Raw genomic sequence first — 23,437 nt, forward strand, 5'->3', positions numbered from 1 at the left:
GATTCCACCCTCGAACGAAGCCTGCCGCCGCCATAGGCCGCGTCGCGACCTGCTCGGCAGCCTATTCCTTCCCGGGGTGCCCGGCCTTGGACGGCACTTTCAGATGCAGTGCGGCCTTGGCCAGCAGGTTGGCCGATACCGGCGCGGTGATGAAAATGAACAGCGTGATGAGCAGTTCGTGAATGCCGAAGCGCCCGTCGGCGGCGCTGTAGATCATGCTGGCGACGAGCACGCCGCCCACCCCGAGCGTGCTGGCCTTGGTCGGCGCATGCAGGCGCTGGAAGAAATCCCTGAAGCGCATCATGCCGAGCGCGCCCACCAGGATGAAAAGCGCTGCCAGCAGCAGCAGTGCGGCGATGAGCGCGTCGACCACCGGATTCAGTTCCTGCATTGCCCTGCCCTCCTCATTCGATCACGTCGCCGCGGGTGAGGTAGCGCGACAGCGCCACTGTCCCGACGAAACCCAGCATGGCCACGATGAGCGCGGCCTCGAACAGCAGTTCGGTCTGTTGTCGCATGCCCAGCACGACCACCAGTGCCACCACGTTCACATAGAGGGTGTCCAGCGCGAGGATGCGATCGACGGTTTCCGGACCGCGCAACACGCGCCAGGCGCACAGCAGCATGGCGACGACGATGGCGCCCACCACGATATCCAGGGCCAGTGCTGTCATCCGAATATCTCCTTCAGCGGCGCTTCGTAACGCGCCTTCATGTCGCGCGCGGCGGCGGCGGCATCGGCGCAGTCCAGCGCGTGCACCAGGATGTGCGGATCATCCTCGTCGACGATGCAGGACACCGTACCCGGCGTCATCGTGATGATGGAGGCGAACAGCGCCACCCCATTGGGATGCGTCAGGTCCAGCGGTACGCGCACCCATGCCGGCCGGGGCGTGCGCGACGGATCGAGCACCAGCTTCGCCACCGTGATGTTGGATACGATGATGTCCCAGGTGACGATGAAGGCCAGCCGGATCGCCGCGGCGAACGACCGCAGTGTCACGCCTGCGCCAAGGAAACCGCCGACCAGGCGTGGAATGACCAGAGCCAGCACGACGGCCGCGATCACATTGCCCGGATCCACCGACTGCTGCAGCGTGAGCCAGCCGGCCGCCAGCATGGCGGACATGACGGGATGCGCGAGCCAGCGCTTGTCAGGGGTAGCGTTCATGGATGAGCTCCTTCTGTCGCGGGCGTGCGCGGAAACACATAAGGCCGGGTGGTCTGCACACCTTCGCTGCCCAGCACCGCCTCGACGTAGGCGCGTCGGTCGCCGAGCTGTTCGGCAGCCGCATCGGTGTAGCGCTTGAGCGGCCCGGCCATGGCCGACATGAACACGCCGGCGACGATCAGCGACACGGTGGCCAGCAGCAGTCGCGGACTGGCGCCGGCCGATGTACCGCTGCCCGCCAGTTCCGGCCGCACGCTCCAGAACAGCACGCTGCCGGCGCGTGCCAGACCGATCAGGGTGAGGAAGCCGACCGCCAGCACCACGGTCCACACCCAGGCCTGCGCCTCATGACCGCTCGAGGCCTGCAGCACCATGAGCTTGCCGATGAAGCCCGGCAGTGGCGGCAGACCGGCCGCCGATGCGGCGGCCAGCAGCATGAGCAGACCGAGCAGCGCGGGCTGGGCCACCGGCGCACCGGGTTCCAGCCGTTCGCCGGCATCGCCGCGCTGCGCCGCCACCAGTTCGACCAGCAGGAAAAGCGCCGCGATCACCAGCGTGCTGTGGGCCATGTAATACAGCGCAGCCGACCAGGCTGGCGCGGTAAACAGACCGAGTGCCGCCAGTATGGTACCGACCGATGCCACGGTGAGGTAGGCCACCAGTCGCGGCAATGTGTGTGCGGCCAGCGCGCCCAGCACCGCCAGCGCGCTGGTGCCGAGCGCCAGTGGCAGCAACCAGGGTTGCACGGTCAGCGCGGCGGCGCCCGCGTCGTGGCCGAAAATGACGCCGTGCACGCGCAGGATGCTGTAGACGCCGACCTTGGTCATGACCGCGAACAGCGCCGCCACCGGCGCGCTGGCTGCGGCATAGGTCGCGGGCAGCCACAGGTAGAGCGGCAGCAGCGCGGCCTTCACGCCGAATACCACGAGCAGTATCAGCGCCGCCGCCTTCAGCAGCAGCGCTTCGTCCCCTTGTACCTGTGGCACGCGCTGCGCGAGGTCCGCCATATTCAACGTGCCCACCGTCGCGTAGATCAGTGCGACGCCGATCAGGAACAGCGCCGATGCAGCAAGATTGATCGCGACATACTGCAGGCCGACGCGGAAGCGCTCCTTGCCCTGGCCATGCAGCAGCAGCACGTAGGACGCGATCAGCAGCACCTCGAAGAACACGAAAAGATTGAACAGATCGCCGGTCACGAAGGCACCGTTCAGGCCCATGAGCTGGAACTGGAACAGCGCGTGGAAGTGGCGACCGTGGCTGTCCCAGCCGCCGCTCGCATAAACGAGGACAGGCAGCGCCACCGCCTGCGTCAGCAGCAGCATGAGCGCGGACAGGCGATCGACCACCAGCACGATGCCGAAAGGCGCCGGCCAGTCGCCGACCCGATATACGCGCAGCACGCCGTCGTCGGCTTCCATCGCCAGCTTGAGCGCGAACAGCAGCCCCAGTCCCACCGATATCAGCGCAATGCGGCGCAGCCGGGGCAGGCACTGCTCCGCCGGCCGGTCACCGATCAGCAGCATGAGCACCGCGGTCAGGCCGGGCAGCAATACCGGCAGCACGGCCAGATGGTCGTTGAACAGACGCATCATCATGTCGGCAAAGCTCATGTTCATGCGTCCGGCTCCTTGCCGTCGACATGGTCGGTGCCGGATTCGGCGCGACTGCGCAGCGCCAGTTCGATCACGAAACCGGTGGTGGCGAAGCCGATCACGATGGCGGTGAGCACCAGCGCCTGCGGCAGCGGGTCGGCCTGCACTTCGCCCTGACCGAGGATGGGCTGCGCCCCGCTCCACAGCCGCCCCATCACGAAGATGAAAATGTTCACCGCGTAACCGAGCAGCGTAAGACCGAGCACGACCGGAAAGCTGCGCCCGCGCAGCATCAGGAACACGCCGCAGGCGGTCACCCAGCCGATGCCGGTGGCGACCAGGAATTCCACGCTGATGGAGGACAGGATGCTCATGCGTGACTTTCCTTGGAGGCGGCGCCCAGTACCGACAGCGTGAGCAGGGTTGCGCCGACCACCGTGATGTAGACGCCGAGGTCGAACGCGGCCGCGCTCGCCAGCGGCACTTCGCCCACCACCGGCAGCGCCGGATGGCCGTGCGCGCTGGTCAGGAAGGGACGCCCGAACAGGAAGGCCGCGATGCCGGTCAGCCCGGCGATGCCCAGGCCGCTGCCTATCCAGCGCGTGAAGCGGCGGCCGGCTGCGCCATGCAGCAGGCTTTCGGCGCGTGCCTGACCCAGCGCCATGTACTGCATCACCAGCGCCACCGCGGTGATCAGACCGGCGATGAAGCCACCGCCGGGCATATTGTGTCCGCGCCAGAAAATGTAGGCCGATACCAGCAGGGCCAGTGGCAGCACCACGCGCGCCGCCACGCGCAGCATCAGCGGCTGCCGCTCGAAGGCCCACGCGCGGCCTTCCGGGTCGGCGTCCGGGCGGCGCGTGCGGAAGCCATCGAGCAGCGCGAGCACGCCGATGGCGGCGATGCCGAGCACGGTGATTTCGCCGAAAGTGTCGTAGCCGCGGAAGTCCACCAGGATGACGTTCACCACATTGGTGCCGCCGCCTTCGGCCAGCGACTTGTCGAGGAAGAACCACGAAATCGAAGCGTGGTCGCGCGTGAGCACCAGCCAGCTCAGCGCCGCCACGCCGGCGCCCGCGAACAGCGCCAGCGTGGCATCACGCAGGCGTCTGAAGGTGTCAGATTCGACCGGCGAGCGCTGTGGCAGCAGGGCCAGACCCATCAGCAGCAGCACGGTCGATACCACTTCGACCGACAACTGGGTGAGCGCGAGATCGGGTGCCGACAGCCCGACGAAGGTGAGCGCGGTCACCAGCCCGATCACGCCCACCAGCACCAGCGCCTGGAAGCGCTTGTGATGCGTGAACACCAGCGTGCTCGCCGTGCCCAGCAGCAGCAGCCACAGCACCACGGCGAGCGGCGTGGCCGGCATCAGCGTCCGTGTGCCGGCGGCGGGCAGCGCGTCGGCCGCCAGGAAGGGCGCTGCGCCCAGCAGCACGGCCATCGCCATCATGGCCATCAGCGAGCGCTGCAGCGAACCGTTCTCGACGCGGGACGTGATCCGGCCGGCGGATGCGAACAGGCGGTCCATCAGGCCGGTGAACACAGCCTTGCCCACCGTGCGCGGTGTGTAGCGGTGCAGTGCGAATCGCCGCAGCAAGGCGAAGTACAGCGCCGCGCCGGCCAGCACCGCCACCGCGCTCATGGCCAGAGGCAGGTTGAAGCCGTGCCAGATCGCGAGGTGGTAGTCCGGTGTCGCCTCACCCAGCACCGCGCGCGCGGCGACGTCCACCATGGGTCCGTAGGTGGCCGCCGGCAGCACGCCGACCACGACGCACAGCACGGCCAGCAAGGCCACCGGCGCCAGCATGCCGGCCGGCGGATCGTGCGGATGCGCATCCGCAGGCAGATCCTTCGGCCTACCGTTGAAGAAGGTGCCGTGCACCAGGCGCAGCGAATACGCCATGGAAAACACGCCGGCCAGCGTGGCGACCACCGGCACCAGCGCGCCCCCGGCCATGGTCGCCTCGACCGCCTCGTGGAAGAACATTTCCTTCGACAGGAAACCGTTGAACAGCGGTATGCCGGCCATCGCCGCGGCGGCCGTCATGGCGAAGGTGGCGGTCCACGGCATGAGCCTGAGCAGACCGCCCAGCCGGCGCAGATCGCGCGTGCCGCATTCGTGATCGACGATGCCTGCGCTCATGAACAGCGCTGCCTTGAACGTGGCGTGATTCAGGATGTGGAACACCGCGGCCACCGCCGACAGCGGCGAGTTCAGACCGATCAGGAAGGTGATGAAGCCGAGATGGCTCACCGTCGAATACGCCAGCAAGCCCTTCAGGTCGTGCTTGAAGATCGCGACCCAGGCGGCGAACGCCACCGTGGCCAGACCGAAACTGGCGACGATGGCCTGGAACAGCTCGGTGCCGCCCACCGCGGGATACAGCCGCGCCAGCAGGAAGATGCCGGCCTTCACCATGGTGGCCGAATGCAGATAGGCCGATACCGGCGTCGGCGCCGCCATCGCCTCCGGCAGCCAGAAATGGAAGGGCACTTGCGCGCTCTTGGTGAAGCAGCCGACCAGGATGAGCACCAGCATGAGCGGGTACAGCGGATGCGTCTTGATGACATCGCCGCGCTGCAGGATATCGCTCAGTTCATAGCTGCCCGCGATCTGGCCGAGCAGCACGAAGCCGGCCAGCATGACCAGTCCGCCACCGCCGGTCACCGCCAGCGCCATGCGCGCGCCGGCGCGCGCATCCTCTCGGTGGCCCCAGTAGCCGACGAGCAGGAAGGACGAAATGCTGGTCAGTTCCCAGAACACCACCAGCAGCATGATGTTGTCCGACAGCACCACGCCCAGCATGGCCGCCATGAACAGCATGAGCAGGGTGTAGAACTTGCCGGCCGGGTCCGCCTCGCCCAGATAGAAATGCGCATACAGCACGATGAGCGCACCGATGCCGGTGATGAGCAGGCCGAACATCAATGCCAGTCCGTCCAGCCGCCAGCCCAGTGACAGCCCCAGCGACGGCACCCAGTCGGTATGGGCGACCAGCACCTGTCCGGCGAACACCTGGGGTGCGAGCGACAGCAGCAGGCCAAGCGATGCGAGCGTCACCGTACCCGCGATCAGCGCGGTGAGCAGACGACGCGCGGGCGCATTGTCGCGGCCGACGGTGAAGCACAACAGTGTGCCGGCCAGCAGGGGCAGCAGCACGATGGTGGCAAGAGGATTCATTGAACTGGCTCTCGGGGCTTGTGCAGACGTTGTTATCAGGCCGCCTGGGAGTCATACAGGCATGAAACGGGCCGAAGGATACCGCGTTTGCGGCAACATTCCGCGCATCCGGCGTGCCGGCGCGCACTGGCGGGTGGCACTCTGCCATGCCGTACTGACGCCGAGCTGACCGGCCCATGCGCCTCCGGGTTCCCGGGAGCGCTAATATTCCGCCCATGAATCCTGTCGACGCCCCGGCTTCCACGATTACCGCATTGCGCCCGCTGGACGAGATCCGGGTGCCGCCGTCGCTCGATGGCCATGACGGCGCCAACCGCGCCGAGCGCGCCCGGCTGCAGATCAATGCCGACCGCGATGAGGACGCCATACGCTGCTTCCTCGCCGAATACGACCGCTCGCCCGGCACGCACCGCATCTACCAGCGCGAATGCGAACGGCTGCTGCTGTGGTCGCTCAACGAGTGCGGCAAGCCGCTGTCCAGCCTGAACCGGCAGGACTTCGAAGGCTATATGCATTTTCTGGCCGACCCTCAGCCGGCGGCCCTCTGGTGTGGTCCCAAGGTGGCGCGCGCGCGCCCCGAGTGGCGTCCCTTCGTCGGCCCGCTGTCGGAATCGGCGGTGCTCACCGCCATCGCCGCCATCAATTCGCTCATGGCCTATCTGGTCGACGCCGGCTATCTCGCCGGCAATCCGCTCGGCCTGATCCGGCAGCGCCGGCGCAAGCTCGCGGCCGAAGCGTCGGGACCTGCGCACGTGATCGCGCAGACCGAGGAAATGCAGAAGGTGGAACGCTTTCTCGACGCCGAAATGTGGCAGGCGGTCACCCGCGCGATCGAGGCCATGCCGCGCGAAAGCGAAGGCGAGCGCGACGAGTACGAGCGCGCCCGCTTCATCGCCGCCCTGCTCTACATGCTGGCGCCGCGCGCCGGCGAACTCGAATCGCACCGCATGAACAGCTTCCGCGAAGAGCGCGGCCGCTGGTGGTGGCATGTGGTCGGCAAGGGCGGCAAGCAGGCCAAGGTGCCGGTGGCCGACGACATGATCCACGCGCTGGTGCGCTATCGCAAACACCTCGGCCTGAGCGCCACACCGAAACGCAGCGACCTCACGCCGCTGCTCATGTCATTGAAGGACCGCAGCCCGATCACCGCGCGCCGGCTGAACCAGATCCTCAAGAAGATATTCTTCGCCGCCGCCGATCTGCTGCCGGACGAAGCCGAACACAAGAAAGAGAAACTGCGCGCCGCCTCGGCGCACTGGGGACGCCACACCGGCATCACCGCCAAGCTCGATGCCGGCATGAGCGAGCGCTATGTGCAGAAGGACGCGCGCCACACCGATCCGCGCACCACGCAGCGCTACATCCACGAAGAGGAAGAGCGCTGGCACGACGAGGCGCAGAAGCAGCAACTGCCGTGGTCCGGCGCGTCCCCCACGTCCAAGTAAGGAATTGCCCTTGTCCCGGGTCTAGTGGGCAGGCCATGCGTTGCACGGTGATCCAGACACCGCGCGATGCAGCCATGGCGACGCCGGGCATCCCGCCCCGGCCGCCCCTTCAAGGAGAATTTCGATGACCATCCAGAATTTCGGCGCTTCGATCGCCGCCGCCGCCGCGCTCGCCCTGTCCGGTTCCGTGTTCGCTGCCGACATGCCTGCCGGCAGCAAGGGTGCGGCAGTCGCCGCCGGCGACAAGGTGCATTGCTACGGCCTGCATGCCTGCAAGGGCAACAGCGATTGCGCCACCGCCGAGCATAGCTGCAAGGGACAGAACGCCTGCAAGGGCCACGGCTTCAAGGCCACCAGCGCCAAGCAGTGCCTGGACCAGGGCGGCACCATCGGCGATCTGGCATCCAAGTAAGCTCGCCGGGACCGCGGCGCGTCATCGGCGCGCCGCACTCACGACCATGACCTCGCTCACCTCACCCTGCCCCGGCTTCGGCCTGGGCCTGCGTCCGGCGCATTACCCCGCCCTGCTCGAAGCGCCTGCCCCACTGGACTGGCTGGAAATCATTTCCGAGAACTTCATGGTCGGGGGCGGCCGGCCCATGGCGACGCTGGACCGGCTGCGCGCGGACTACCCGATGGCCATGCACGGCGTCGCACTGTCCATCGGTTCGGCCGGCGAACTCGACCGCGACTACCTCAAGCGCTTGAAGGCGCTCGCCGATCGCGTCGATCCGCTGTGGATATCCGACCACTTCTGCTGGACCGGCGCCTCCGGCCTGAACGCGCACGATCTGCTGCCACTGCCCTATACGGAAGAAGCCGTACGCCTGCTGGTGAACAAGGTGGGCCAGGTGCAGGACATGCTCGGCCGCCGGCTGGTGCTCGAGAACGTATCCAGCTATCTGGGCTATGCGCAGTCGCACATGAGCGAATGGGAATTCATCGCCACGGTTGCGCACGAGGCGGACTGCCTGCTGCTGCTCGACGTGAACAACGTCTACGTGAGCAGCGTGAATCACGGTTTCGATCCACGGGCCTATCTGCGCGGGCTGCCGGCCGCGCGCATACAGCAGATCCATCTGGCCGGCCACAGCCGGCATGACACTCATCTGGTGGATACCCACGACCAGCCGGTGTGCGACGAGGTGTGGGCGCTGTACGCCGCCGCGTGCGGTCTGTTCGGCCAGGTGGCCACGATGATAGAGCGCGACGACAACATTCCCGAGTTGCCGGTCCTGCTCGACGAACTGGCGCGCGCACGCGACATCGGCGCGCGCTCCCGCGTAGCGGAGGCGGCATGAGCGATCTGGCCCTTCTGCAGCGGCAGTTCATGGATTACCTGCTCGACCGGCCGAACACCCTGCTGGCGCATCTGGTCGATGCCCCCGGCCTGGACCGCGCGGCGCGCGCGCACATCTACTTCAACGCCTACCGCGTGCGCCTGGTCGATGCGTTGAAGGACGCTTACGACAAGACCTGGGCCTGGCTGGGCGACCAGGCTTTCGATGAGGCCGCGCATGGCTACATCGATGCGCATCCGCCTTCCCGCTTCAGCCTGCGCGATTTCGGCGACCGCTTCGGCGCATGGCTGTCGGTCCGTCACCGCGACGACGGCGAAATCGCCGAACTGGCCGCGCTCGACTGGGCGCTGCGCGGCGCCTTCGATGGCGCCGACGCGCCGGTGCTGACCGCCGATGATCTCGCCGCGGTCACGCCGGAGCAGTGGAACGGTCTGGTCCTGCGCCCGCATCCGACGCTCGCCTTGCTCGACATGCGGTACAACACCCCCGAGCTGTGGCACGCGATGGATCGCGGCGATGCGCCGCCCGACGTGATGGCCCTGCCCGAGGGCTATGCGGTGAGGGTGTGGCGACAGGACATGCAGCCGCACTTCCGGTCGATGGACCGCGAAGAAGCGGCCCTGCTCGCCGCCATGCAGCGCGGCGTGCCCTTCGGAACCGCATGCGGCGAGGTGCTGGCGGGCGATGCGGACGAGGTCCAGCGCCGGCTGGCGCGCATGTTCGCGCTCTGGCTGGAGGACGGTGTGCTGAGCGCGCTGTCCCCCGGCGGCGAAAACTGAATCAGTCGCCGGCCGCGAAGGCGGACGCGCGCGCCAGACTGTCCCGGCATTCGCGCACCATGCGGTGCAGCAGCTCGGCGCAATCCGGAATGTCGTCGATCAGGCCCACCACCTGACCGGCGGTGATCACGCCGCCATCCACGTCCCCGCCCGCCAGCGCCTCGGCGCCGCGACGCCCGCTCACCAGCGGGCGCACATCCTCGAAGGCGCAGCCGCCCTCGCGTGTTTCGATGCCGATCACCGCTTCCGACACCGCGTTGCGCAGCACGCGTGCGGTGTTGTGCAGGCTGCGCAGGATGAGCCGGGTGTCGCGTTCGCTGGCGCGCACCAGCGCCCGCTTGATGTTGTCGTGGATGGGCGCCTCGCGCGTGGCGCAGAAGCGCGTGCCCATGTTCACCCCCTCGGCACCGAGCGCCAGGGCCGCCGCCATGCCGCGGCCGTCGGCGATGCCGCCGGACGCGATCACCGGTATGTGCAGCGCGCGGGCAACGATGGGAATGAGCACCAGCCCGGGCACATCGTCCTCCCCCGGGTGACCGGCGCACTCGAAGCCATCGATGCTCACCACGTCCACGCCGCGTGCCTGCGCCGACAGCGCGTGCCGCAGCGACGTGCATTTGTGGATCACCACGGCGCCGCGCGCCTTGGCCTTCGCCACGAAAGCTTCCGGATTGTTGCCCGCGGTTTCGACGATGCGCACGCCACTGTCCAGCATCGCGTCGAGATAGGCCTCGTACGGCGGCGGGCTGATCGCCGGCAATATCGTCAGATTCACCCCGAACGGCGCGTCCGTCATGTCGCGACAGCGCGCGATCTCGGCCACCAGCGCCTCGGGCGAAGGCTGGGTCAGCGCAGTGAGTATGCCCAGCCCGCCCGCGTTCGATACCGCCGAAGCCAGTTCCGCCGTGCCCACCCACATCATGCCCCCCTGCACGATGGGATAGCGGATGCCCAGAAGTTCGGTGATGCGCGTTTTCATGCCTTGCGTCCATGGAACAGTGAACAACGCGCGAATCATGCGCCAGCGTGGTGCAGACAGGGCGTTTGAAACGCCGGGATCGGAGAAATGGCCGATAGGCGCCCGCGAGGGGCCAGAGCTAGAGTCATGCAGGCTGGGGGCGTGGTGGAGGCGAGTCGAACTCGGCGGGCTCCATAACGTGACCCGGCGCGAGTGGGTGTCCGGTTTCATGGTCTCTTTCGTACTGTACGTAAACACAGCAATAGACCGGAGAACCAGAAAATGAAAAGTAAATTTGATGTCCGGTTTAACGGCTTATCCGGACAGACGCCGGCTTACTCGCCGAATCTGGCGTCGACCTCACGTTAGCGTCCATGAGTTACAAAGAAACTTTCGCACTGTTTGCTGAGGCTTTTGTGAACAAAGAGTTTCAAGAGCGCTTTGTGCACGAAGCGCTCAAAAAGCCACGTAAATTGCATGAGCGTATTTGTCATCGAATGGAAGAAATTTTTCCCGCTACCTACAAAGGTAAAAATGTAGCCTTTGATCCGAATAAAAAATGTATCGTGTTCGGGTGGTCAAAAGACGTTGAAGAAACAACGTGGTCTCAAGTAAGCAACCAGCTTGGTATGGGCGGCGGCGTGCTGGTCATCAATCAAGCAGCTACAAAGTTTTATGCGGAAACGGAAGGTTCACCGGTGTCCGTAATTTGGGCGGGGCAACGCCAATGACAAACCAGCAAAACTTCATGCCCATCGTCATGCGCCTCTTGTCCAACGGCACCGTCAAAGTAACTCTGCTGAACGAGGCCGCTAACCCTGCAGTCAAGCGGACCGCCACAAGCTGCGCTTGTGGTTCCCTCCGCGCTTCGCGCTCCGGCGTCCGCTTACTTCCACGTTGAGGCTGTAGAAAAACCCCTCCTTCCGCCCCACCGTTCACATGCCGTTGTTATGATTGCGCATCGCCTCTGCGGAGCCCTGCGATGCCGCGATTCAAGACCCCCGACTACGGCCTGAAGCTCATCTCGGTCGATTTCGCGCAACAGGTGCTGCCCGGCACCTTCGAGTTCGCGCTCTGCCACCTGGTCGACAACGACCTCGATCTTTCCGTCCTCCGTGCCCGCTACGCCAACGACGCCGGCGGTGCCCCGGCCTTCGATCCGGCGGTGCTGCTCAAGATCGTGCTGCTCGCCTACTCGCGCGGCGTGCTCAGTTCCCGCTCCATCGCCACCGCCTGCCGCCACAACGTGCTGTTCATGGCCGTCTCCGGCGACAGCGCCCCGCACTTCACCACGGTTGCGCACTTCATCAGCACGCTGGGTGACGAGGCCCAGGCGCTGTTCACCCAGGTGCTGCTGGTATGCGACCGCCAGGGCCTGATCGGCCGCGAGCTCTTTGCCATCGACGGCGTGAAGCTGCCGTCGAACGCATCGAAGGCCAAGAGCGGCACGCGTGCCGATTTCGAGCGCGAGGCGGCGAAGATGGACGCGGCCGTGCAGCGCATGATCGAGGAGCAGAAGGCGCGCGATGCCGCCGGTTGCGACGACGACGAGGCCGCCCGCGCACAGCGCACCCGCGAACGCTTGAGTCACGAAGCGGCAAAGATACGCGACTGGCTCGCGCTCAATCCGGACGAGCGGCGCGGCGCCAAGGGCGGGGTGCGCCTGAGTAACCGCACCGACAACGACTCGGCCAAGATGGCCACCGCCAAGGGCGTGATCCAGGGCTATACCCGGCGTAGCGGCGGTCGATGCCGCGCACCAGATCGTGGTCGATGCGCAGGCGCACGGCACGGGCTCGGAACAGGAACTGCTGCTGCCGGTGATCGATGCCTGCGCACCACAGCGCCACACCGACACGGCGATCTGCGCCGACGCCGGCTATCACTCCCCGAGAAGAATCTCGCTGGACTGGATAGCCGAAACATTCCAGCCTGGATCTGTGACAACGGCTACCGGCAGCGCGACCCGAGGTACGCCGATCAGGCGAAGCACAGAGCCAAGCCCCGATGCGCTGTGGGATAAGAGTGACAAGGCGAAGGCAGCGCGCAGCGCCAGCAAGAACAAGCGCTACGCCAATACCGACTTCACCGAAGCGGACGACCGCAGCCACTGCATCTGCCCGGCGGGCAAGCGGCTGTATCGCAACGGCGGCGACTGCACGATCAACGGCTACGCCGCCACGAAGTACACCGGCGCCGAGCGCGACTGCGTGCCGTGCGCGCTGCGCACCCGTTGCCTGCGCACGCCGGAGACGACGAAGGTGCGACAGGTCGCCTTCTTCCGCGGCAAGCGCGATGGCATCGAATCACACACCGAGCGGATGAAGCGGCGCATCGATTCAATTGAGGGCAAACGGATGATCGCCGCGCGCTTCGCCACCGTCGAACCCGTGTTCGGCAATCTGCGCCACAACAAGCGGCTCACCCGCTTCACGCTGCGCGGACGCAGCAAGGTCGATGGGCAATGGAAGCTGTACTGCCTGGTGCACAACATCGAAAAGCTCGGGCACCATGGCTACGCGAACTAGGTAAGCTGGCGGCCGACACCGACGCCATTCGAGTGCGCCGGGCAGCGGCCGAGGCAGACCTCAGGAGACGACGATGAAGCGAAGATCGCGAGACTGAAATGAGGAAGAACGACTTCGAACCGGCGAGGGCCGGAAGCAACTGCTTGCCCCGGAATGGGGTTTTTCTACAGCGTCGTTAGGTTACAAGCATGAGCAGCGACAAGAGTTGGACAGAAAGCTCGAAGCCAGTAGAAACGCTCAACATTGAGATCTGCTTTCTATTGCAAGGCGCGTTCTATGTCGGCAATCCGAATAGCCACGAGCAGATCACAGATCCGAAATATCGAGAACCCTTATCCCTTCCTGATTTTGCTCGCGCGAATGAAAAGTACGCCACGACTGCGGAGATCTTCGGAAATGAAGAACACCTCATCGCTTACTACAAACAGATTGTTGAGCGAGGGGCGCTTATTGGAAGAAGCTTCAATGAGTTAAGGAGCTATTTCTGGCTCAGGTTGCTTGTGTGGAATGAAATGGAGAGCGTCAGCATTTCCTTTCCTTGGTACGACTCGCTCACTGAAATCCGGGGCTTCACTAATTGGCTAGCTTCTCCACAAGAAGAGGCTTTCAGGGACATTGAGCAAGGCTGGCAAGTGGACGCGGTGCAAGCGCCGGGGTTTCTTCACATCCGCGAACTGGATCCGGATAGCGACGAGCGCTATGACAATGTGAAGGTAGCCTTGAGCGAAGTCGCCACTTCTGCAAATCTTGAAGAGAGCCGTGCCCAAACGATCATTGAGCGCCTATCTGAGGGGTTGGGAGTCGACGTCTGAACCGCAATCAGCTTGAATCCACCTTCGACCAGCAGGCCGGGACATACGATCAGCAGTGGGCGAAACTTGCGCCGTTTCGGGATGGCATGCATCTGCTGATGGCGTCCATCTTCAGCCCGCTTCCGGACGACGCCCGCATGCTGTGTGTGGGCGCGGGCACGGGTGCCGAAATCCACTTCCTCGCGGAGCGCTTTCCGGCATGGACATTCGTGGCCGTCGAGCCGTCTTCGCGCATGGTGGACGTTGCCAGGACGCGCGCGGCGCGGCACGGCTTCGCCGACCGCTGCACCTTCCACACGGGTTACCTCGAGTCCCTGCCGGCCGGCGAACCGTTCGACGGCGCCGCTTCGCTGCTTGTGTCGCAGTTCCTGCTTGATCCACGGGAACGCACGGATTTCTTCCGGGCCATTGCGGATCGGCTCAAACCGGGCGGCCTTCTCGCCACATCCGATCTGGCATCGGACACGGAGGCGCCGCATTACACCGGCTTGCTGGAGGTGTGGCTGCGCACGATGACGGCGACCGACCTCTCGCCGGAACGCGTGCAGCAAATGCGCGCGGCCTACAATCGGGACGTCGCCATCCTGCCGGTCCCGACCGTGGAAGCGCTCATATCGTCTGCGGGCTTCGACAGGCCGGTGCAGTTCTATCAGGCCGGGCTCATCCATGCCTGGTATTGCCGGCGGCTGCAAACCGGGGCCTGACGGTTGCGCTGGATCGAGCGTCCTGCTTGTCGCCCGCTGGCGGAGTCCGGATCAGAAATCCTTGAAGCGATAGCTGAGGCCGAGCATCAGGCTGTGGGTATCGAGATCGGCGGAGTGCTTCAGGGTGTCGCTGCCATTGGTCGATGTGAGGCCGAAGGATGAGGACACCTTGTCGAAGCGGGTATAGAGGTATTCGCCCCTGAGCGACCAGTTCTTGCTCATGGCGTACTCGGTACCGAGCCCGATGCTCCAGCCATTCACCGTCTTCGAATCGGAACGCTGTGCGCGGGCACTGAAGGCGTCGTCCGTGAACAAGGTGTCGAATTTCAGCCGGGTCAGGGCGAAGCCACCGGTGACATAGCCCAGCCATTTGTCTTCCGCCCAGCCCAGGCGCATGCGCACGGCGCCCATCCAGTCGGCCGAGACGGACTGCCTGAGCCTGAACCGAGTCCCCGGCAACGATTCATAGATCTCGCTCACCGTTTCGTCGTCGTCGAGATGGAGTGCGGTGGCGCTCGCTTCGATGCCGACCAGCACCTTGCCGAACTGCCTGCCATAGCCGCCCAGCAAGCCGGCCGACGGGCGCCACTGGGACAGATCGTTGTCGCCGGCGCGGTCCAGTTGACGGATATCGGTCGCGTTGAGATAGCTGCCCGGTCCGCCCTCCTCCGTTTTCACACCGGATCGACCGTGGGTGAGGCCAAGCTGGCCGCCGACATAGAAGCCCGACCAGTCGAGTGCGGGCACAGACTGCGCCAGGGCGCCGGGGCTGATCCCGCCGGCGCACGCCACCATGAAACCGACGAACGCTCCCCGCATGTTTGTCTCCCGGTGCTGAATGAGTGTTGGCACCCGAACGCGGTTCCCCTTGTGGTGCGCCGCTTTGCACATCTTCTGTGTTGTCGACCATACAGGCAGACTTCTGAAGCCATGAAGCGCGGCCTCGATATGCGCCGCAGCCCTTCGCCCGGTGTGGCAGCAACGCGACAGCAAGGACGCATCGATCGCGCGGCACGGGCCACAGCGCCGGTGCCATCCCGCGTTGTCCTGTGCGGGCCGGCATGTCGATCCGGCGAGCTTCGATTCGTCGTATCCGGGCGTGCCGCGACATCCTGAGTCCCGGCCCGGTCAATCTGGAGGAGATCTGCCATGGTCACGCCCGCAAAGAACACCGTGTGTCTCTGGTTCAACGGTGGCGCGGAAGACGCCGCACGCTTCTACGCGGCCACTTTTCCCGATTCCTTCGTCGGCAAGGTGTATCGCGCGCCGGCCGACTATCCGTCCGGCAAGGCAGGCGATGTGCTGACCGTGGAATTCACGGTCATGGGCATCCCCTGCCTGGGCCTGAATGGCGGTCCTGCGTTTCCGCAGACCGAGGCGTTCTCGTTCCAGGTGGCCACGGTCGATCAGGCGGAAACCGACCGGTTGTGGAACGCCATCGTCGGCAACGGCGGCCAGGAAAGCGCCTGCGGCTGGTGCCGGGATCGATGGGGTGTGTCCTGGCAGATCACGCCGGTGACACTGATGAACGCCATCGCCCACCCTGACCGTGCAGCGGCGAAGTGGGCGTTCGATGCGATGATGGGCATGACCCGGATAGACATCGCTGCGATCGAGGCGGCCGTGCGAGGGTGAACCGCGCACCGGGCGAGGCGCTGGGACTGCCAAGTTCGCAGATGACGAAGGGGACTTGCATTCCCGCGAAGTGAGGCCTGCACGCGGCATGCAGCGGGCGACGAAGGGCCGAACGCGCGGCCCGTGGGCGGACGGCGGCGAGCAGGCACGTCGCATCGCGGAGACAGACGATGGCGTATGACCATGCGCTGGCGGATCGAATCCGCCGGGCCACGGCGGATGATGCCGATCTGAGCGAGAGACGGATGTTCGGCGGCATCGCCTTTCTTCACCGGGGCCATATGTTCGTCGGGGTCACCGGCAGCACGCTCATGGCGCGCGTCGGCAAGCAGAACCACGACGAGGCGCTCGGTCACGCACATGTGCGCGAGATGGATTTCACCGGCAAGCCGATGCGCGGCTATGTGTATGTGGATCCGCCAGGCATCGCAAGCGATGCGCAGCTCATGTTCTGGCTGCGCCGTTGCAAGGAGACCGTCAGTGCACTGCCGCCCAAGGCGCCAAAGCAGTCGGCAGGCTGAGGGCTGCGCCCTCCGGCGCACAGGTGTTGCTGCGGCCCTTTTTTGCGCCTCGCATGGCCGGGATGTCGCCAGCGCGCCCCCGTGACGCGACAGGCGGAATGCCGGACGACGGACGTTTCATGCCGGTCGATCTGAGGAATAATCGCAAACGGACCGCAGCCGGAGCGATGACTTTCGTGCGCGCCTTGCCGTCGGTGGACCATGTGGCGTGCCCCGCTATTCACAGGAGTTGCGATGGAAAAGCGTTCCCTGCCCGACGGCGCTCTGGACGTCCTGTTGAAGGAGCACGCGTACACCCGTGACGAAATCAAGGAAAGGCTCAAGATCGCCTTCTCTCACGTGGCCTATGCCGGTGCGATCGCCGCCTTCGCGTTTCCGGCGGCGGACAAGATCAAGGACTGGGTCAATCCATGGCTCTCGCTGCCGTTTGCATTCGTCGCCTTCGCTGCGCTGGCGTGGGTTGCGTTCCTGAACATGCGGTGGGTGCAGCATCTGGGGGTCTATTCCGCGGCCATCGAGCGTCGCGTGAACGAGCACTTCGGTGAATTCACCATGGGGTGGGAGCACTACGCCGAATGCGCGCGCATGCCTCACTGGTGGAAGGTGCCTCCCCGGCCTGAAGTGCCGCTCGCTCCAATCGAGGAAATCGTTCGCGACGGGCTGGCGCATGCCGCGCAGGAGGCGCACGCAAGGCGAGCGCGCAAAGCCGCCGCCTGATCCATCCTCCGCTCGCAGCCCGCCGCGGCCGTGCGGCAAGAGGCACCCGACCACTCAGACCCTATGGTTCTTCATCCAGGACTGACGGCCGATGATGGCGGCCGGTGCACAACATCGAGAAGCTCGGGCACCATGGATGCACGAAACAGTCTTTGCGTGCGACGCGTATTCATGGGAGAGCGGGCATGGGCACTCAACGTGTATTCAAGTCGGACCATTACATGCAGGTTTCGCCCACCGAGCCGATACGCTCGGTGATCACCGAATCGACGCATTCGGTCGTCGTGGCCTGGCATGTCGAGCGGGGGCAGGTCATCGCACCGCATATCCATCCCGATGGCCAGGACTCATGGACTGTGCTGTCCGGACAGGGACGGTATCAGATCGATGAACAGGGCAACACGATAGACATCGTGCCCGGCGATGTCGTGATCGCGGAAAGAGGCCAGGTTCATGGCGTACGCTGCACGAGCGCCGAGCCACTGCGCATCATTTCGGTGGTCGCCCCGTTCGAGGCCGGATTCGAGCCATTGCCCTCCTGTGAATGATTGGGCAGGCCGCGGGCTACGTTCCAGGCTGCATCGCGGGCAAGCCCGCTCCCACTAAACATCGGCTGCGTTCGTGTTTGTCGCGAGCTTTCGTGGGAGCAGCCTCTGGCCGCGATGCGGCGTGGACAGGCCGCGGGCTTCGTTCGAAGCCGTATCGCGGGCAAGCCCGCTCCCACCAAATCCCGGCTCCGATGCCGGTTTGAGCGAGTTCTTGTGGGAGCGGCCTCTGGCCGCGATGCGACGGATGCGGGCCGCTGGCTTCGTTTGAAGCTGCATCGCGGGCAAGCCCGCTCCCACCAAACATCGGCTCCGTTCGTGTTTGTCGCGAGCTTTCGTGGGAGCGGCCTCTGGCCGCGATGTGGCGTGGGCAGGCCGCGGGCTACGTTCCAGGCCGTATCGCGGGCAAGCCCGCGCCCACTAAACATCGGCTGCGTTCGTGTTTGTCGCGAGCTTTCGTGGGAGCGGCCTCTGGCCGCGATGCGTCGGATGCCGGCCGTGGGCTTCGTTCGAAGCCGCATCGCGGGCAAGCCCGCTCCCACCAAACATCGGCTCCGTTCGTGTTTGTCGCGAGCTTTCGTGGGAGCGGCCTCTGGCCGCGATGCGTCGGATGCGGGCCGCCGGCTTCGTTCGAAGCTGCATCGCGGGGCAAGCCCGCGCCCACAAAGCCGGGCGCCGGGCGTGATCGGGTGACGCTGTTCACCTCCGCGATCTCACATGCCGTTGTAGATCGGCCCTTCCCCGCCTTGCGGTGTCACCCAGCGGATGTTCTGCGTCGGGTCCTTGATGTCGCAGGTCTTGCAGTGCACGCAGTTCTGGCCATTGATCTGCAGTCGCGGGCCTTCCGCCTCGCGCACGATTTCGTAGACGCCGGCCGGGCAGTAGCGCTGTTCCGGCGCGTCGTAGGCCGCGAGGTTGACGGTGATGGCGACGGCGGGATCCCGCAGTTGCAGGTGACAGGGCTGGTCCTCTTCATGATTCGTATTGGACAGGAAGACCGAGGACAGCCGGTCGAAGGTGAGCACGCCATCCGGCTTGGGATAGTCGATCGGGGTACAGGCGGCGGCCGGTTTCAACTTGGTGTGGTCGGCTTCGTTGCGCAGCGTCCAGGGTACCTGGCCCTTGAACAGCAGTTGTTCCGCGCCATACAGCAACGCGCCCAGCCGCAGGCCCTTCTTCATGTAGGGCTTGAAGTTGCGGGTGCGATGCAGTTCCTCGCGCAGCCAGCTTGTGCGGAAGGCGGCTGGATAGGCGTCCAGCGTGTCGCCGGCGCGTCCGGCGGCGATCGCGTCCACCGCCGCTTCGGCAGCCAGCATGCCGCTCTTGATCGCGGCGTGACTGCCCTTGATGCGGGCGGCATTGAGGAATCCCGCGTCGTCGCCGACCAGCGCGCCGCCCGGAAACACGAGGCGCGGCAGGCTCTGCAGTCCGCCCGCCGCGATCGCACGCGCGCCATAGGACAGCCGGCGCCCGCCCTCGATGTGGCGGCGGATGGCGGGATGGGTTTTCCAGCGCTGGAACTCCTCGAATGGCGACAGCCAGGGGTTGCTGTAGTCGAGCCCCACGACATGCCCGAGGGCGACGAGATTGTCTTTCAGGTGATAGATGAAACCGCCGCCATAGGTGGCGTTGTCCATCGGCCAGCCCGCGGTGTGCACCACCAGGCCGGGCTCGCTGTTCGCCTCCGGCACTTCCCACAATTCCTTGATGCCCAGGCCATAGGTCTGCGGATCGACGCCTTCGCGCAGATTGAAGCGTTCTTCCAGTTCGCGGCCGAGATGGCCGCGACAGCCTTCGGCGAACAGGGTGTACTTCGCGCGCAGCGCCATGCCGGGCTGGAAATTGGGACCGGGCTGACCGTCGCGGCCCACACCCATGTCACCGGTGATGACGCCGGCCACGCGGTCGTCCTCGACGATGAGGTTCGCGCCGGCGAAACCGGCAAATACGTCAACGCCCAGCGCCTCGGCCTGCTCACCGAGCCACTTCACCACATGGCCCAGGCGCACGATGTAATTGCCTTCGTTGCGGAAGCTGTCAGGCAGCAGTGCGTGCGGCGCCGGCCGCGCGGCCTCGGCCGACAGGAAGAGCACCTCGTCGCGCGCGACCGGCGTGTCCAGCGGCGCGCCCAGCGCCTGCCAGTCGGGCAGCAGTTCGGTCAGCGCGCGCGGATCCATCACCGCGCCGGACAGGATGTGGGCACCGACTTCGGATGCCTTCTCGATCACGCAGACCGACAGTTCGGTGCCCGACTGCTGCGCAAGCTGGCGCGCGCGGATGGCGGCGGCCAGACCGGCCGGGCCGGCGCCGACGATGAGGAGGTCGACCTCCATCGATTCACGTTCGATGTCGTTCATGGGCTGCTTTCAGACAAGAATGGCCGGCCGAGACCTCGCAGGTTCGCCGGAAACAGCCGCAATTGTCGCCCATCGGGCGCGCCGGCGCGCAGTGGCCGGCCGGCATGACAGGATTCCGTCCGGTTCTCGACCGGTGCCGTGTGCCCGCCGGGTTTCCGCCCGGCCGGCCGGTGCGTCAGGACTTGCCGCCCGCTCGCGCGAAAATGCCGGCCACCGCGTCCTGCAGATCGGCCGGCAATACGACGATCTTGGCGTTCGGCGATTCGCCCAGCTTGTTCAACGCCGCGATGTACTTTTCGCCGAGCAAATACATCATCGGCAACTGCTGTTCGCCGAGCGAAACAGTGACGCGGCGTATCGATTCCGCGCTGGCTTCGGCCAGCGTCACCTGCGCGGCCGCATCGCGCTTGGCCGATTCCAGCCGCGCCTCGGCTTCCAGAATCATGGACTGCTTCTGCCCCTCGGCGCGCGTCACCATGGCCTTGCGCTCGCGCTCCGCGCTGGCCTGCTGTTCCATCGCGCGCTGCATGGAATCGGACGGATTGATGTCCTGGATTTCCACCGACTTCACGGTCAGGCCCCAGTCTATTGCCTCGTCGGCGATGCTCTCGCGCAGACGCACCTTGATCTTGTCGCGACTGGACAGCGCCTGGTCGAGATCCATTTCGCCGACGATGGAACGCAGCGTGGTCATGATGAGATTGCGGATGGCCTCGGAAAAGTCGGTCACGCCATATGCCGCCTTCACCGGGTCGGTCACCTTGATGAAGGCGACCGCATTGGTGCGGATGACCGCGTTGTCGCGCGTGATCACCTCCTGCTCCTGCACGTCGAGGATGATGTCCTTGGTCACCATCTTGTAGGCGACATCGTCGACATACGGAATGATGACGCGCAGGCCGGGCAGCAGCGTGCCCTGGTACTTGCCCAGCCGCTGCACGATCCACTCCTCGCCCTGCGGCACGATGCGCAGGCCCTTGGCCAGCGTGATGGCGATGAAGACCAGTATCGCGACGGCAACGACCAGACCTGCATTCATGCGTGTTCTCCCCGGGAGTGGTGTATGCGGGCAACCTTGAGCAGCGACCCTTCGATCGCCGCCACCTTGACGCGCTCGCCGGCGGCCAGCGGCTCGTCGGCGATGCAGTCCCACAGGTCGGCGCCAAGCAGAGGTTTCTGGAACCGCACCTGGCCCCGTCCGAAGGCGGCGATGTCACGCGTGAGCAGCCCGATCTCGCCGAGCACGTCGCCGGACGAGGTGCCGGCCAGCGTGCGCGCGCGACTGTTGCGGAACACGCGGAACCACAGCACAAGCAGCGCGCACGACGTGGCGCTCCAGATCAGAAGCTGGGCCACCAGTGACAGAGCGGGTATCAGCGCCAGCAAAAGGGCGACGCCGAGCGCGCCGACGCCGAACCACAGCAGCACCATGCCGGGCGCGGTAATTTCTATCGCGATCAGTGCCAGGCCGATGACCAGCCAGTACCACCATTCCATGTGCGGCTCCCTTGCGCGGTGCGTTGTTCAGGCCCGGGCGATGCAGTCGCCCAGCGCCATCAGGTGAGCGGCCACCGCGCCGCCGATGGCCGGCAGGCCGTAGCCGCCTTCCAGGGTCGACACGATGCGCCCGTCCCCGTGGGCTTCGGCGACGTCGCGCAGTTCGTGCGTGAGCCAGCGGTAATCCGCAGGTTCCAGTTCGATCTGCGCCAGCGGGTCGCCGCGCAATGCATCGAAACCCGCCGACACGAACACCATCTGCGGACGGAAGCTGCGCAGCCGAGGCAGCGCGTCTGACCACAGCGCGCGAAAGGCAGCGGAACCCTCGCCCGCCTGCAAGCGCAGTGGAATATAGCCGGAACGCTCGGGAAAGTCGCCGCGCGGATAGTAGGGATGCTGGAAACTGTCCGCCATGAGCACGCGGGCGTCGCGCCGGAACATGAGTTCGGTGCCATTGCCGCGGTGTACGTCGAAATCGGCGATGACGATGCGTTCCAGTCCGTGCGCGGCCATGGCGTGCGCGGCACCGACCGCGACATTGCCGTAGATGCAGAAACCCATCGCGTCGCCGGGCTTCGCGTGGTGGCCCGGCGGTCTCGTGGCGCAGAAGGCCGAGCGGGCCTGCCCGCTCATGATCAGGTCGACCGCATGCACCACGGCACCGGCGGCGCGCTGTGCCGCCGCCAGGCTTCCAGGCGACATATAGGTGTCGTTCTCGAGGCGGTAGACGCCGCTGGCGGGCGCCACGCGCTCCACCTCGTCCAGATAGGCGGCGGTATGCACGCGCTCGAGCTGGGCGCGCGTCACCCGGGGCGCGTCGACCCGGCGCCAACTGCGGTCCAGACCCAGCCTGCCCAGCTCTGCCATGACCGCCTCCAGGCGCGCGGGAGATTCGGGATGGCGCTCTCCGGGCTGATGGGCGAGGCAGTCAGGGTGGGAAATCAGTATGCAGCTCATCGCTGCAGTGTAGAGGCAGATGCAGCGGACGAGAAAATGCCGGAGCACCGACCGGCGCTCCGGCGTGAGCCCGCCCTGCGGTATCGGCGGGCGTGAGCGGGCAGCAGGCTTACTTCTTCTGCGATGCCTTGGCTTTCTCGTAGTTCAGCATTTCATCGGGGGTGATATGGCCGTCACGGTCCACATCCATCTTGACCCAGTCTCGGGCCAGTTCCGGCTGGCCGCCGTCGGCCTTCCGGGTATCTGCAGCGTGGACGGAGGCTGCCATCAGGGCGAAGGCAGCAAACACGGGCGCGATCTTGTGCATGGCGAACTCCTCAATGGTCAACAAGGTTGAAAGCGCGCACTGGTGCGACAAAAAGCTTTTTGCTTAGCGCACTCATGAACGCATCGCATTGACCGAAGACCGTCCCGCCAGGTTCCGCGCGCCGAAAAAAAACAAGCCCCGCTCGTGGCGGGGCCGTTCATCGCGACCCGGCACGGTCGGCCGGGCCTGCGCGCGTCGATCACTTCTTGGATTCGGCGCGCTTCTTTTCCCAGTTCACCATTTCGTCCGGAGTGATGAAACCATCCTTGTTGGCATCCATTTCGACCCAGTCGCGGGCCAGTTCGGGTTTTTCCGACGAGGCGGGCTTCTTCGCATCGGCCGCCAGGACCGGAGCGCTCAGCAGGGCGAGCGCGCAGAGCAGTGCAGTTCTTTTCATGGTGACCATCTCCTCTTGGCCGGTCGC

The 23,437-nt window shown here is 65.7% G+C and carries 25 protein-coding genes and 1 pseudogene; 12 read left to right on the forward strand and 14 right to left on the reverse strand.

The genetic code is table 11. The annotated features are described in order from the left end of the window. Positions 1–61: 61 nt before the first annotated feature. The 6 genes from A3Q7_RS0104170 to A3Q7_RS0104195 are packed head-to-tail and all read right to left on the reverse strand — an operon-like array spanning position 62 to position 5,950. Complete coding sequence (locus A3Q7_RS0104170; protein WP_018410599.1) at positions 62–391, reverse strand: Na+/H+ antiporter subunit G; 330 nt, start codon at positions 389–391, stop codon at positions 62–64. A gap of 13 nt (positions 392–404) precedes the next feature. Next, positions 405–674, reverse strand: a complete 270-nt coding sequence (locus A3Q7_RS0104175; RefSeq protein ID WP_018410600.1) for a K+/H+ antiporter subunit F — start codon at positions 672–674, stop codon at positions 405–407. After that, positions 671–1,171 (reverse strand): Na+/H+ antiporter subunit E, encoded by a 501-nt coding sequence (locus A3Q7_RS0104180; protein ID WP_018410601.1) that lies wholly within the window; start codon positions 1,169–1,171, stop codon positions 671–673. The genes A3Q7_RS0104175 and A3Q7_RS0104180 overlap by 4 nt, the downstream gene beginning before the upstream one ends. Beyond that, the gene (locus A3Q7_RS19390; RefSeq protein ID WP_018410602.1) at positions 1,168–2,790 is read right to left on the reverse strand and encodes a monovalent cation/H+ antiporter subunit D; all 1,623 of its coding nucleotides are present in this window, start codon (positions 2,788–2,790) and stop codon (positions 1,168–1,170) included. Before A3Q7_RS19390 ends, A3Q7_RS0104180 begins: the two co-directional genes overlap by 4 nt. Further along, positions 2,787–3,140: a Na+/H+ antiporter subunit C gene (locus A3Q7_RS0104190; protein WP_018410603.1), complete on the reverse strand. Its 354-nt coding sequence runs from the start codon at positions 3,138–3,140 to the stop codon at positions 2,787–2,789. The genes A3Q7_RS19390 and A3Q7_RS0104190 overlap by 4 nt, the downstream gene beginning before the upstream one ends. Further along, positions 3,137–5,950, reverse strand: a complete 2,814-nt coding sequence (locus A3Q7_RS0104195; RefSeq protein ID WP_018410604.1) for a monovalent cation/H+ antiporter subunit A — start codon at positions 5,948–5,950, stop codon at positions 3,137–3,139. Before A3Q7_RS0104195 ends, A3Q7_RS0104190 begins: the two co-directional genes overlap by 4 nt. 215 nt (positions 5,951–6,165) lie before the next feature. On the opposite strand from A3Q7_RS0104195, the gene A3Q7_RS0104200 reads away from it, so the two are divergent. The 4 genes from A3Q7_RS0104200 to A3Q7_RS0104215 all read left to right on the forward strand — a co-directional run bounded on the left by A3Q7_RS0104200 (position 6,166) and on the right by A3Q7_RS0104215 (position 9,475). Continuing rightward, positions 6,166–7,395, forward strand: coding sequence for a tyrosine-type recombinase/integrase (locus A3Q7_RS0104200; RefSeq protein ID WP_018410605.1), 1,230 nt, complete (start codon positions 6,166–6,168; stop codon positions 7,393–7,395). Between the two features lie 124 nt (positions 7,396–7,519). Then, complete coding sequence (bufA2, locus tag A3Q7_RS0104205) at positions 7,520–7,807, forward strand: BufA2 family periplasmic bufferin-type metallophore (protein ID WP_018410606.1); 288 nt, start codon at positions 7,520–7,522, stop codon at positions 7,805–7,807. Positions 7,808–7,853: 46 nt separating this feature from the next. Then, positions 7,854–8,696, forward strand: a complete 843-nt coding sequence (gene bufB, locus A3Q7_RS0104210) for an MNIO family bufferin maturase (RefSeq protein ID WP_018410607.1) — start codon at positions 7,854–7,856, stop codon at positions 8,694–8,696. Then, on the forward strand, positions 8,693–9,475 hold the full coding sequence (locus tag A3Q7_RS0104215; protein WP_018410608.1) for an HvfC/BufC N-terminal domain-containing protein: 783 nt from the start codon (positions 8,693–8,695) through the stop codon (positions 9,473–9,475). The genes bufB and A3Q7_RS0104215 overlap by 4 nt, the downstream gene beginning before the upstream one ends. 1 nt (position 9,476) lies before the next feature. Here A3Q7_RS0104215 and A3Q7_RS0104220 read toward each other — a convergent pair whose 3' ends face one another. Further along, complete coding sequence (locus A3Q7_RS0104220) at positions 9,477–10,454, reverse strand: NAD(P)H-dependent flavin oxidoreductase (RefSeq protein ID WP_018410609.1); 978 nt, start codon at positions 10,452–10,454, stop codon at positions 9,477–9,479. Positions 10,455–10,807: 353 nt separating this feature from the next. Here A3Q7_RS0104220 and A3Q7_RS20675 point away from each other — a divergent pair, with 353 nt between their 5' ends. From A3Q7_RS20675 to A3Q7_RS0104240, 4 genes and pseudogenes are all read left to right on the forward strand, one after another. Then, complete coding sequence (locus A3Q7_RS20675; protein ID WP_088178480.1) at positions 10,808–11,164, forward strand: hypothetical protein; 357 nt, start codon at positions 10,808–10,810, stop codon at positions 11,162–11,164. 251 nt (positions 11,165–11,415) lie between these two features. Further along, a pseudogene (locus A3Q7_RS20430) lies at positions 11,416–12,961 on the forward strand (transposase). 188 nt (positions 12,962–13,149) lie between these two features. Then, positions 13,150–13,773, forward strand: a complete 624-nt coding sequence (locus A3Q7_RS0104235) for a hypothetical protein (protein ID WP_018410610.1) — start codon at positions 13,150–13,152, stop codon at positions 13,771–13,773. A 98-nt stretch (positions 13,774–13,871) separates the two neighbouring features. Beyond that, on the forward strand, positions 13,872–14,477 hold the full coding sequence (locus A3Q7_RS0104240; RefSeq protein WP_332309908.1) for an SAM-dependent methyltransferase: 606 nt from the start codon (positions 13,872–13,874) through the stop codon (positions 14,475–14,477). 51 nt (positions 14,478–14,528) lie between these two features. Here A3Q7_RS0104240 and A3Q7_RS0104245 read toward each other — a convergent pair whose 3' ends face one another. Beyond that, the gene (locus tag A3Q7_RS0104245; protein WP_018410612.1) at positions 14,529–15,296 is read right to left on the reverse strand and encodes an outer membrane protein; all 768 of its coding nucleotides are present in this window, start codon (positions 15,294–15,296) and stop codon (positions 14,529–14,531) included. Positions 15,297–15,626: 330 nt separating this feature from the next. Here A3Q7_RS0104245 and A3Q7_RS0104250 point away from each other — a divergent pair, with 330 nt between their 5' ends. The 4 genes from A3Q7_RS0104250 (at position 15,627) to A3Q7_RS0104265 (ending at position 17,898) form a co-directional block, all read left to right on the forward strand. After that, a complete protein-coding gene (locus tag A3Q7_RS0104250; protein ID WP_018410613.1) occupies positions 15,627–16,112 on the forward strand; it encodes a VOC family protein in 486 nt (161 codons plus the stop codon). 170 nt (positions 16,113–16,282) lie between these two features. Beyond that, positions 16,283–16,633 carry a TfoX/Sxy family protein gene (locus tag A3Q7_RS0104255; protein WP_018410614.1) on the forward strand — a complete coding sequence of 117 codons (351 nt, stop codon included), beginning with the start codon at positions 16,283–16,285 and terminating at the stop codon, positions 16,631–16,633. A 234-nt stretch (positions 16,634–16,867) separates the two neighbouring features. Next, positions 16,868–17,350, forward strand: a complete 483-nt coding sequence (locus tag A3Q7_RS0104260) for a hypothetical protein (protein WP_018410615.1) — start codon at positions 16,868–16,870, stop codon at positions 17,348–17,350. Positions 17,351–17,535: 185 nt separating this feature from the next. Next, positions 17,536–17,898: a cupin domain-containing protein gene (locus A3Q7_RS0104265; protein ID WP_018410616.1), complete on the forward strand. Its 363-nt coding sequence runs from the start codon at positions 17,536–17,538 to the stop codon at positions 17,896–17,898. A 710-nt stretch (positions 17,899–18,608) separates the two neighbouring features. Here the strand turns inward: A3Q7_RS0104265 and A3Q7_RS0104270 are convergent. The 6 genes from A3Q7_RS0104270 to A3Q7_RS0104295 form a co-directional block, all read right to left on the reverse strand. After that, positions 18,609–20,252: an electron transfer flavoprotein-ubiquinone oxidoreductase gene (locus tag A3Q7_RS0104270; RefSeq protein ID WP_018410617.1), complete on the reverse strand. Its 1,644-nt coding sequence runs from the start codon at positions 20,250–20,252 to the stop codon at positions 18,609–18,611. A 175-nt stretch (positions 20,253–20,427) separates the two neighbouring features. After that, on the reverse strand, positions 20,428–21,291 hold the full coding sequence (locus A3Q7_RS0104275; protein WP_018410618.1) for an SPFH domain-containing protein: 864 nt from the start codon (positions 21,289–21,291) through the stop codon (positions 20,428–20,430). After that, on the reverse strand, positions 21,288–21,749 hold the full coding sequence (locus tag A3Q7_RS0104280) for an NfeD family protein (RefSeq protein WP_018410619.1): 462 nt from the start codon (positions 21,747–21,749) through the stop codon (positions 21,288–21,290). The genes A3Q7_RS0104275 and A3Q7_RS0104280 overlap by 4 nt, the downstream gene beginning before the upstream one ends. 27 nt (positions 21,750–21,776) lie before the next feature. Then, a complete protein-coding gene (locus A3Q7_RS0104285; RefSeq protein WP_026224474.1) occupies positions 21,777–22,706 on the reverse strand; it encodes a histone deacetylase family protein in 930 nt (309 codons plus the stop codon). A gap of 109 nt (positions 22,707–22,815) precedes the next feature. Continuing rightward, complete coding sequence (locus A3Q7_RS0104290) at positions 22,816–23,013, reverse strand: hypothetical protein (RefSeq protein WP_026224475.1); 198 nt, start codon at positions 23,011–23,013, stop codon at positions 22,816–22,818. A 199-nt stretch (positions 23,014–23,212) separates the two neighbouring features. After that, on the reverse strand, positions 23,213–23,410 hold the full coding sequence (locus tag A3Q7_RS0104295; RefSeq protein WP_026224476.1) for a hypothetical protein: 198 nt from the start codon (positions 23,408–23,410) through the stop codon (positions 23,213–23,215). Between the last annotated feature and the right edge of the window lie 27 nt (positions 23,411–23,437).

This window comes from Methyloversatilis thermotolerans, assembly GCF_000372885.1.
Classification (GTDB): Bacteria; Pseudomonadota; Gammaproteobacteria; order Burkholderiales; family Rhodocyclaceae; genus Methyloversatilis; species Methyloversatilis thermotolerans.

Bases quoted from the DNA above. Each gene is read 5' to 3' on its own strand.
- A3Q7_RS0104170 (WP_018410599.1), bottom strand. From the start codon at position 391: ATGCAGGAACTGAATCCGGTGGTCGACGCGCTCATCGCCGCACTGCTG.
- A3Q7_RS0104175 (WP_018410600.1), bottom strand. From the start codon at position 674: ATGACAGCACTGGCCCTGGATATCGTGGTGGGCGCCATCGTCGTCGCC.
- A3Q7_RS0104180 (WP_018410601.1), bottom strand. From the start codon at position 1,171: ATGAACGCTACCCCTGACAAGCGCTGGCTCGCGCATCCCGTCATGTCC.
- A3Q7_RS19390 (WP_018410602.1), bottom strand. From the start codon at position 2,790: ATGAACATGAGCTTTGCCGACATGATGATGCGTCTGTTCAACGACCAT.
- A3Q7_RS0104190 (WP_018410603.1), bottom strand. From the start codon at position 3,140: ATGAGCATCCTGTCCTCCATCAGCGTGGAATTCCTGGTCGCCACCGGC.
- A3Q7_RS0104195 (WP_018410604.1), bottom strand. From the start codon at position 5,950: ATGAATCCTCTTGCCACCATCGTGCTGCTGCCCCTGCTGGCCGGCACA.
- A3Q7_RS0104200 (WP_018410605.1), top strand. From the start codon at position 6,166: ATGAATCCTGTCGACGCCCCGGCTTCCACGATTACCGCATTGCGCCCG.
- bufA2 (WP_018410606.1), top strand. From the start codon at position 7,520: ATGACCATCCAGAATTTCGGCGCTTCGATCGCCGCCGCCGCCGCGCTC.
- bufB (WP_018410607.1), top strand. From the start codon at position 7,854: ATGACCTCGCTCACCTCACCCTGCCCCGGCTTCGGCCTGGGCCTGCGT.
- A3Q7_RS0104215 (WP_018410608.1), top strand. From the start codon at position 8,693: ATGAGCGATCTGGCCCTTCTGCAGCGGCAGTTCATGGATTACCTGCTC.
- A3Q7_RS0104220 (WP_018410609.1), bottom strand. From the start codon at position 10,454: ATGAAAACGCGCATCACCGAACTTCTGGGCATCCGCTATCCCATCGTG.
- A3Q7_RS20675 (WP_088178480.1), top strand. From the start codon at position 10,808: ATGAGTTACAAAGAAACTTTCGCACTGTTTGCTGAGGCTTTTGTGAAC.
- A3Q7_RS0104235 (WP_018410610.1), top strand. From the start codon at position 13,150: ATGAGCAGCGACAAGAGTTGGACAGAAAGCTCGAAGCCAGTAGAAACG.
- A3Q7_RS0104240 (WP_332309908.1), top strand. From the start codon at position 13,872: ATGGCGTCCATCTTCAGCCCGCTTCCGGACGACGCCCGCATGCTGTGT.
- A3Q7_RS0104245 (WP_018410612.1), bottom strand. From the start codon at position 15,296: ATGCGGGGAGCGTTCGTCGGTTTCATGGTGGCGTGCGCCGGCGGGATC.
- A3Q7_RS0104250 (WP_018410613.1), top strand. From the start codon at position 15,627: ATGGTCACGCCCGCAAAGAACACCGTGTGTCTCTGGTTCAACGGTGGC.
- A3Q7_RS0104255 (WP_018410614.1), top strand. From the start codon at position 16,283: ATGGCGTATGACCATGCGCTGGCGGATCGAATCCGCCGGGCCACGGCG.
- A3Q7_RS0104260 (WP_018410615.1), top strand. From the start codon at position 16,868: ATGGAAAAGCGTTCCCTGCCCGACGGCGCTCTGGACGTCCTGTTGAAG.
- A3Q7_RS0104265 (WP_018410616.1), top strand. From the start codon at position 17,536: ATGGGCACTCAACGTGTATTCAAGTCGGACCATTACATGCAGGTTTCG.
- A3Q7_RS0104270 (WP_018410617.1), bottom strand. From the start codon at position 20,252: ATGAACGACATCGAACGTGAATCGATGGAGGTCGACCTCCTCATCGTC.
- A3Q7_RS0104275 (WP_018410618.1), bottom strand. From the start codon at position 21,291: ATGAATGCAGGTCTGGTCGTTGCCGTCGCGATACTGGTCTTCATCGCC.
- A3Q7_RS0104280 (WP_018410619.1), bottom strand. From the start codon at position 21,749: ATGGAATGGTGGTACTGGCTGGTCATCGGCCTGGCACTGATCGCGATA.
- A3Q7_RS0104285 (WP_026224474.1), bottom strand. From the start codon at position 22,706: ATGAGCTGCATACTGATTTCCCACCCTGACTGCCTCGCCCATCAGCCC.
- A3Q7_RS0104290 (WP_026224475.1), bottom strand. From the start codon at position 23,013: ATGCACAAGATCGCGCCCGTGTTTGCTGCCTTCGCCCTGATGGCAGCC.
- A3Q7_RS0104295 (WP_026224476.1), bottom strand. From the start codon at position 23,410: ATGAAAAGAACTGCACTGCTCTGCGCGCTCGCCCTGCTGAGCGCTCCG.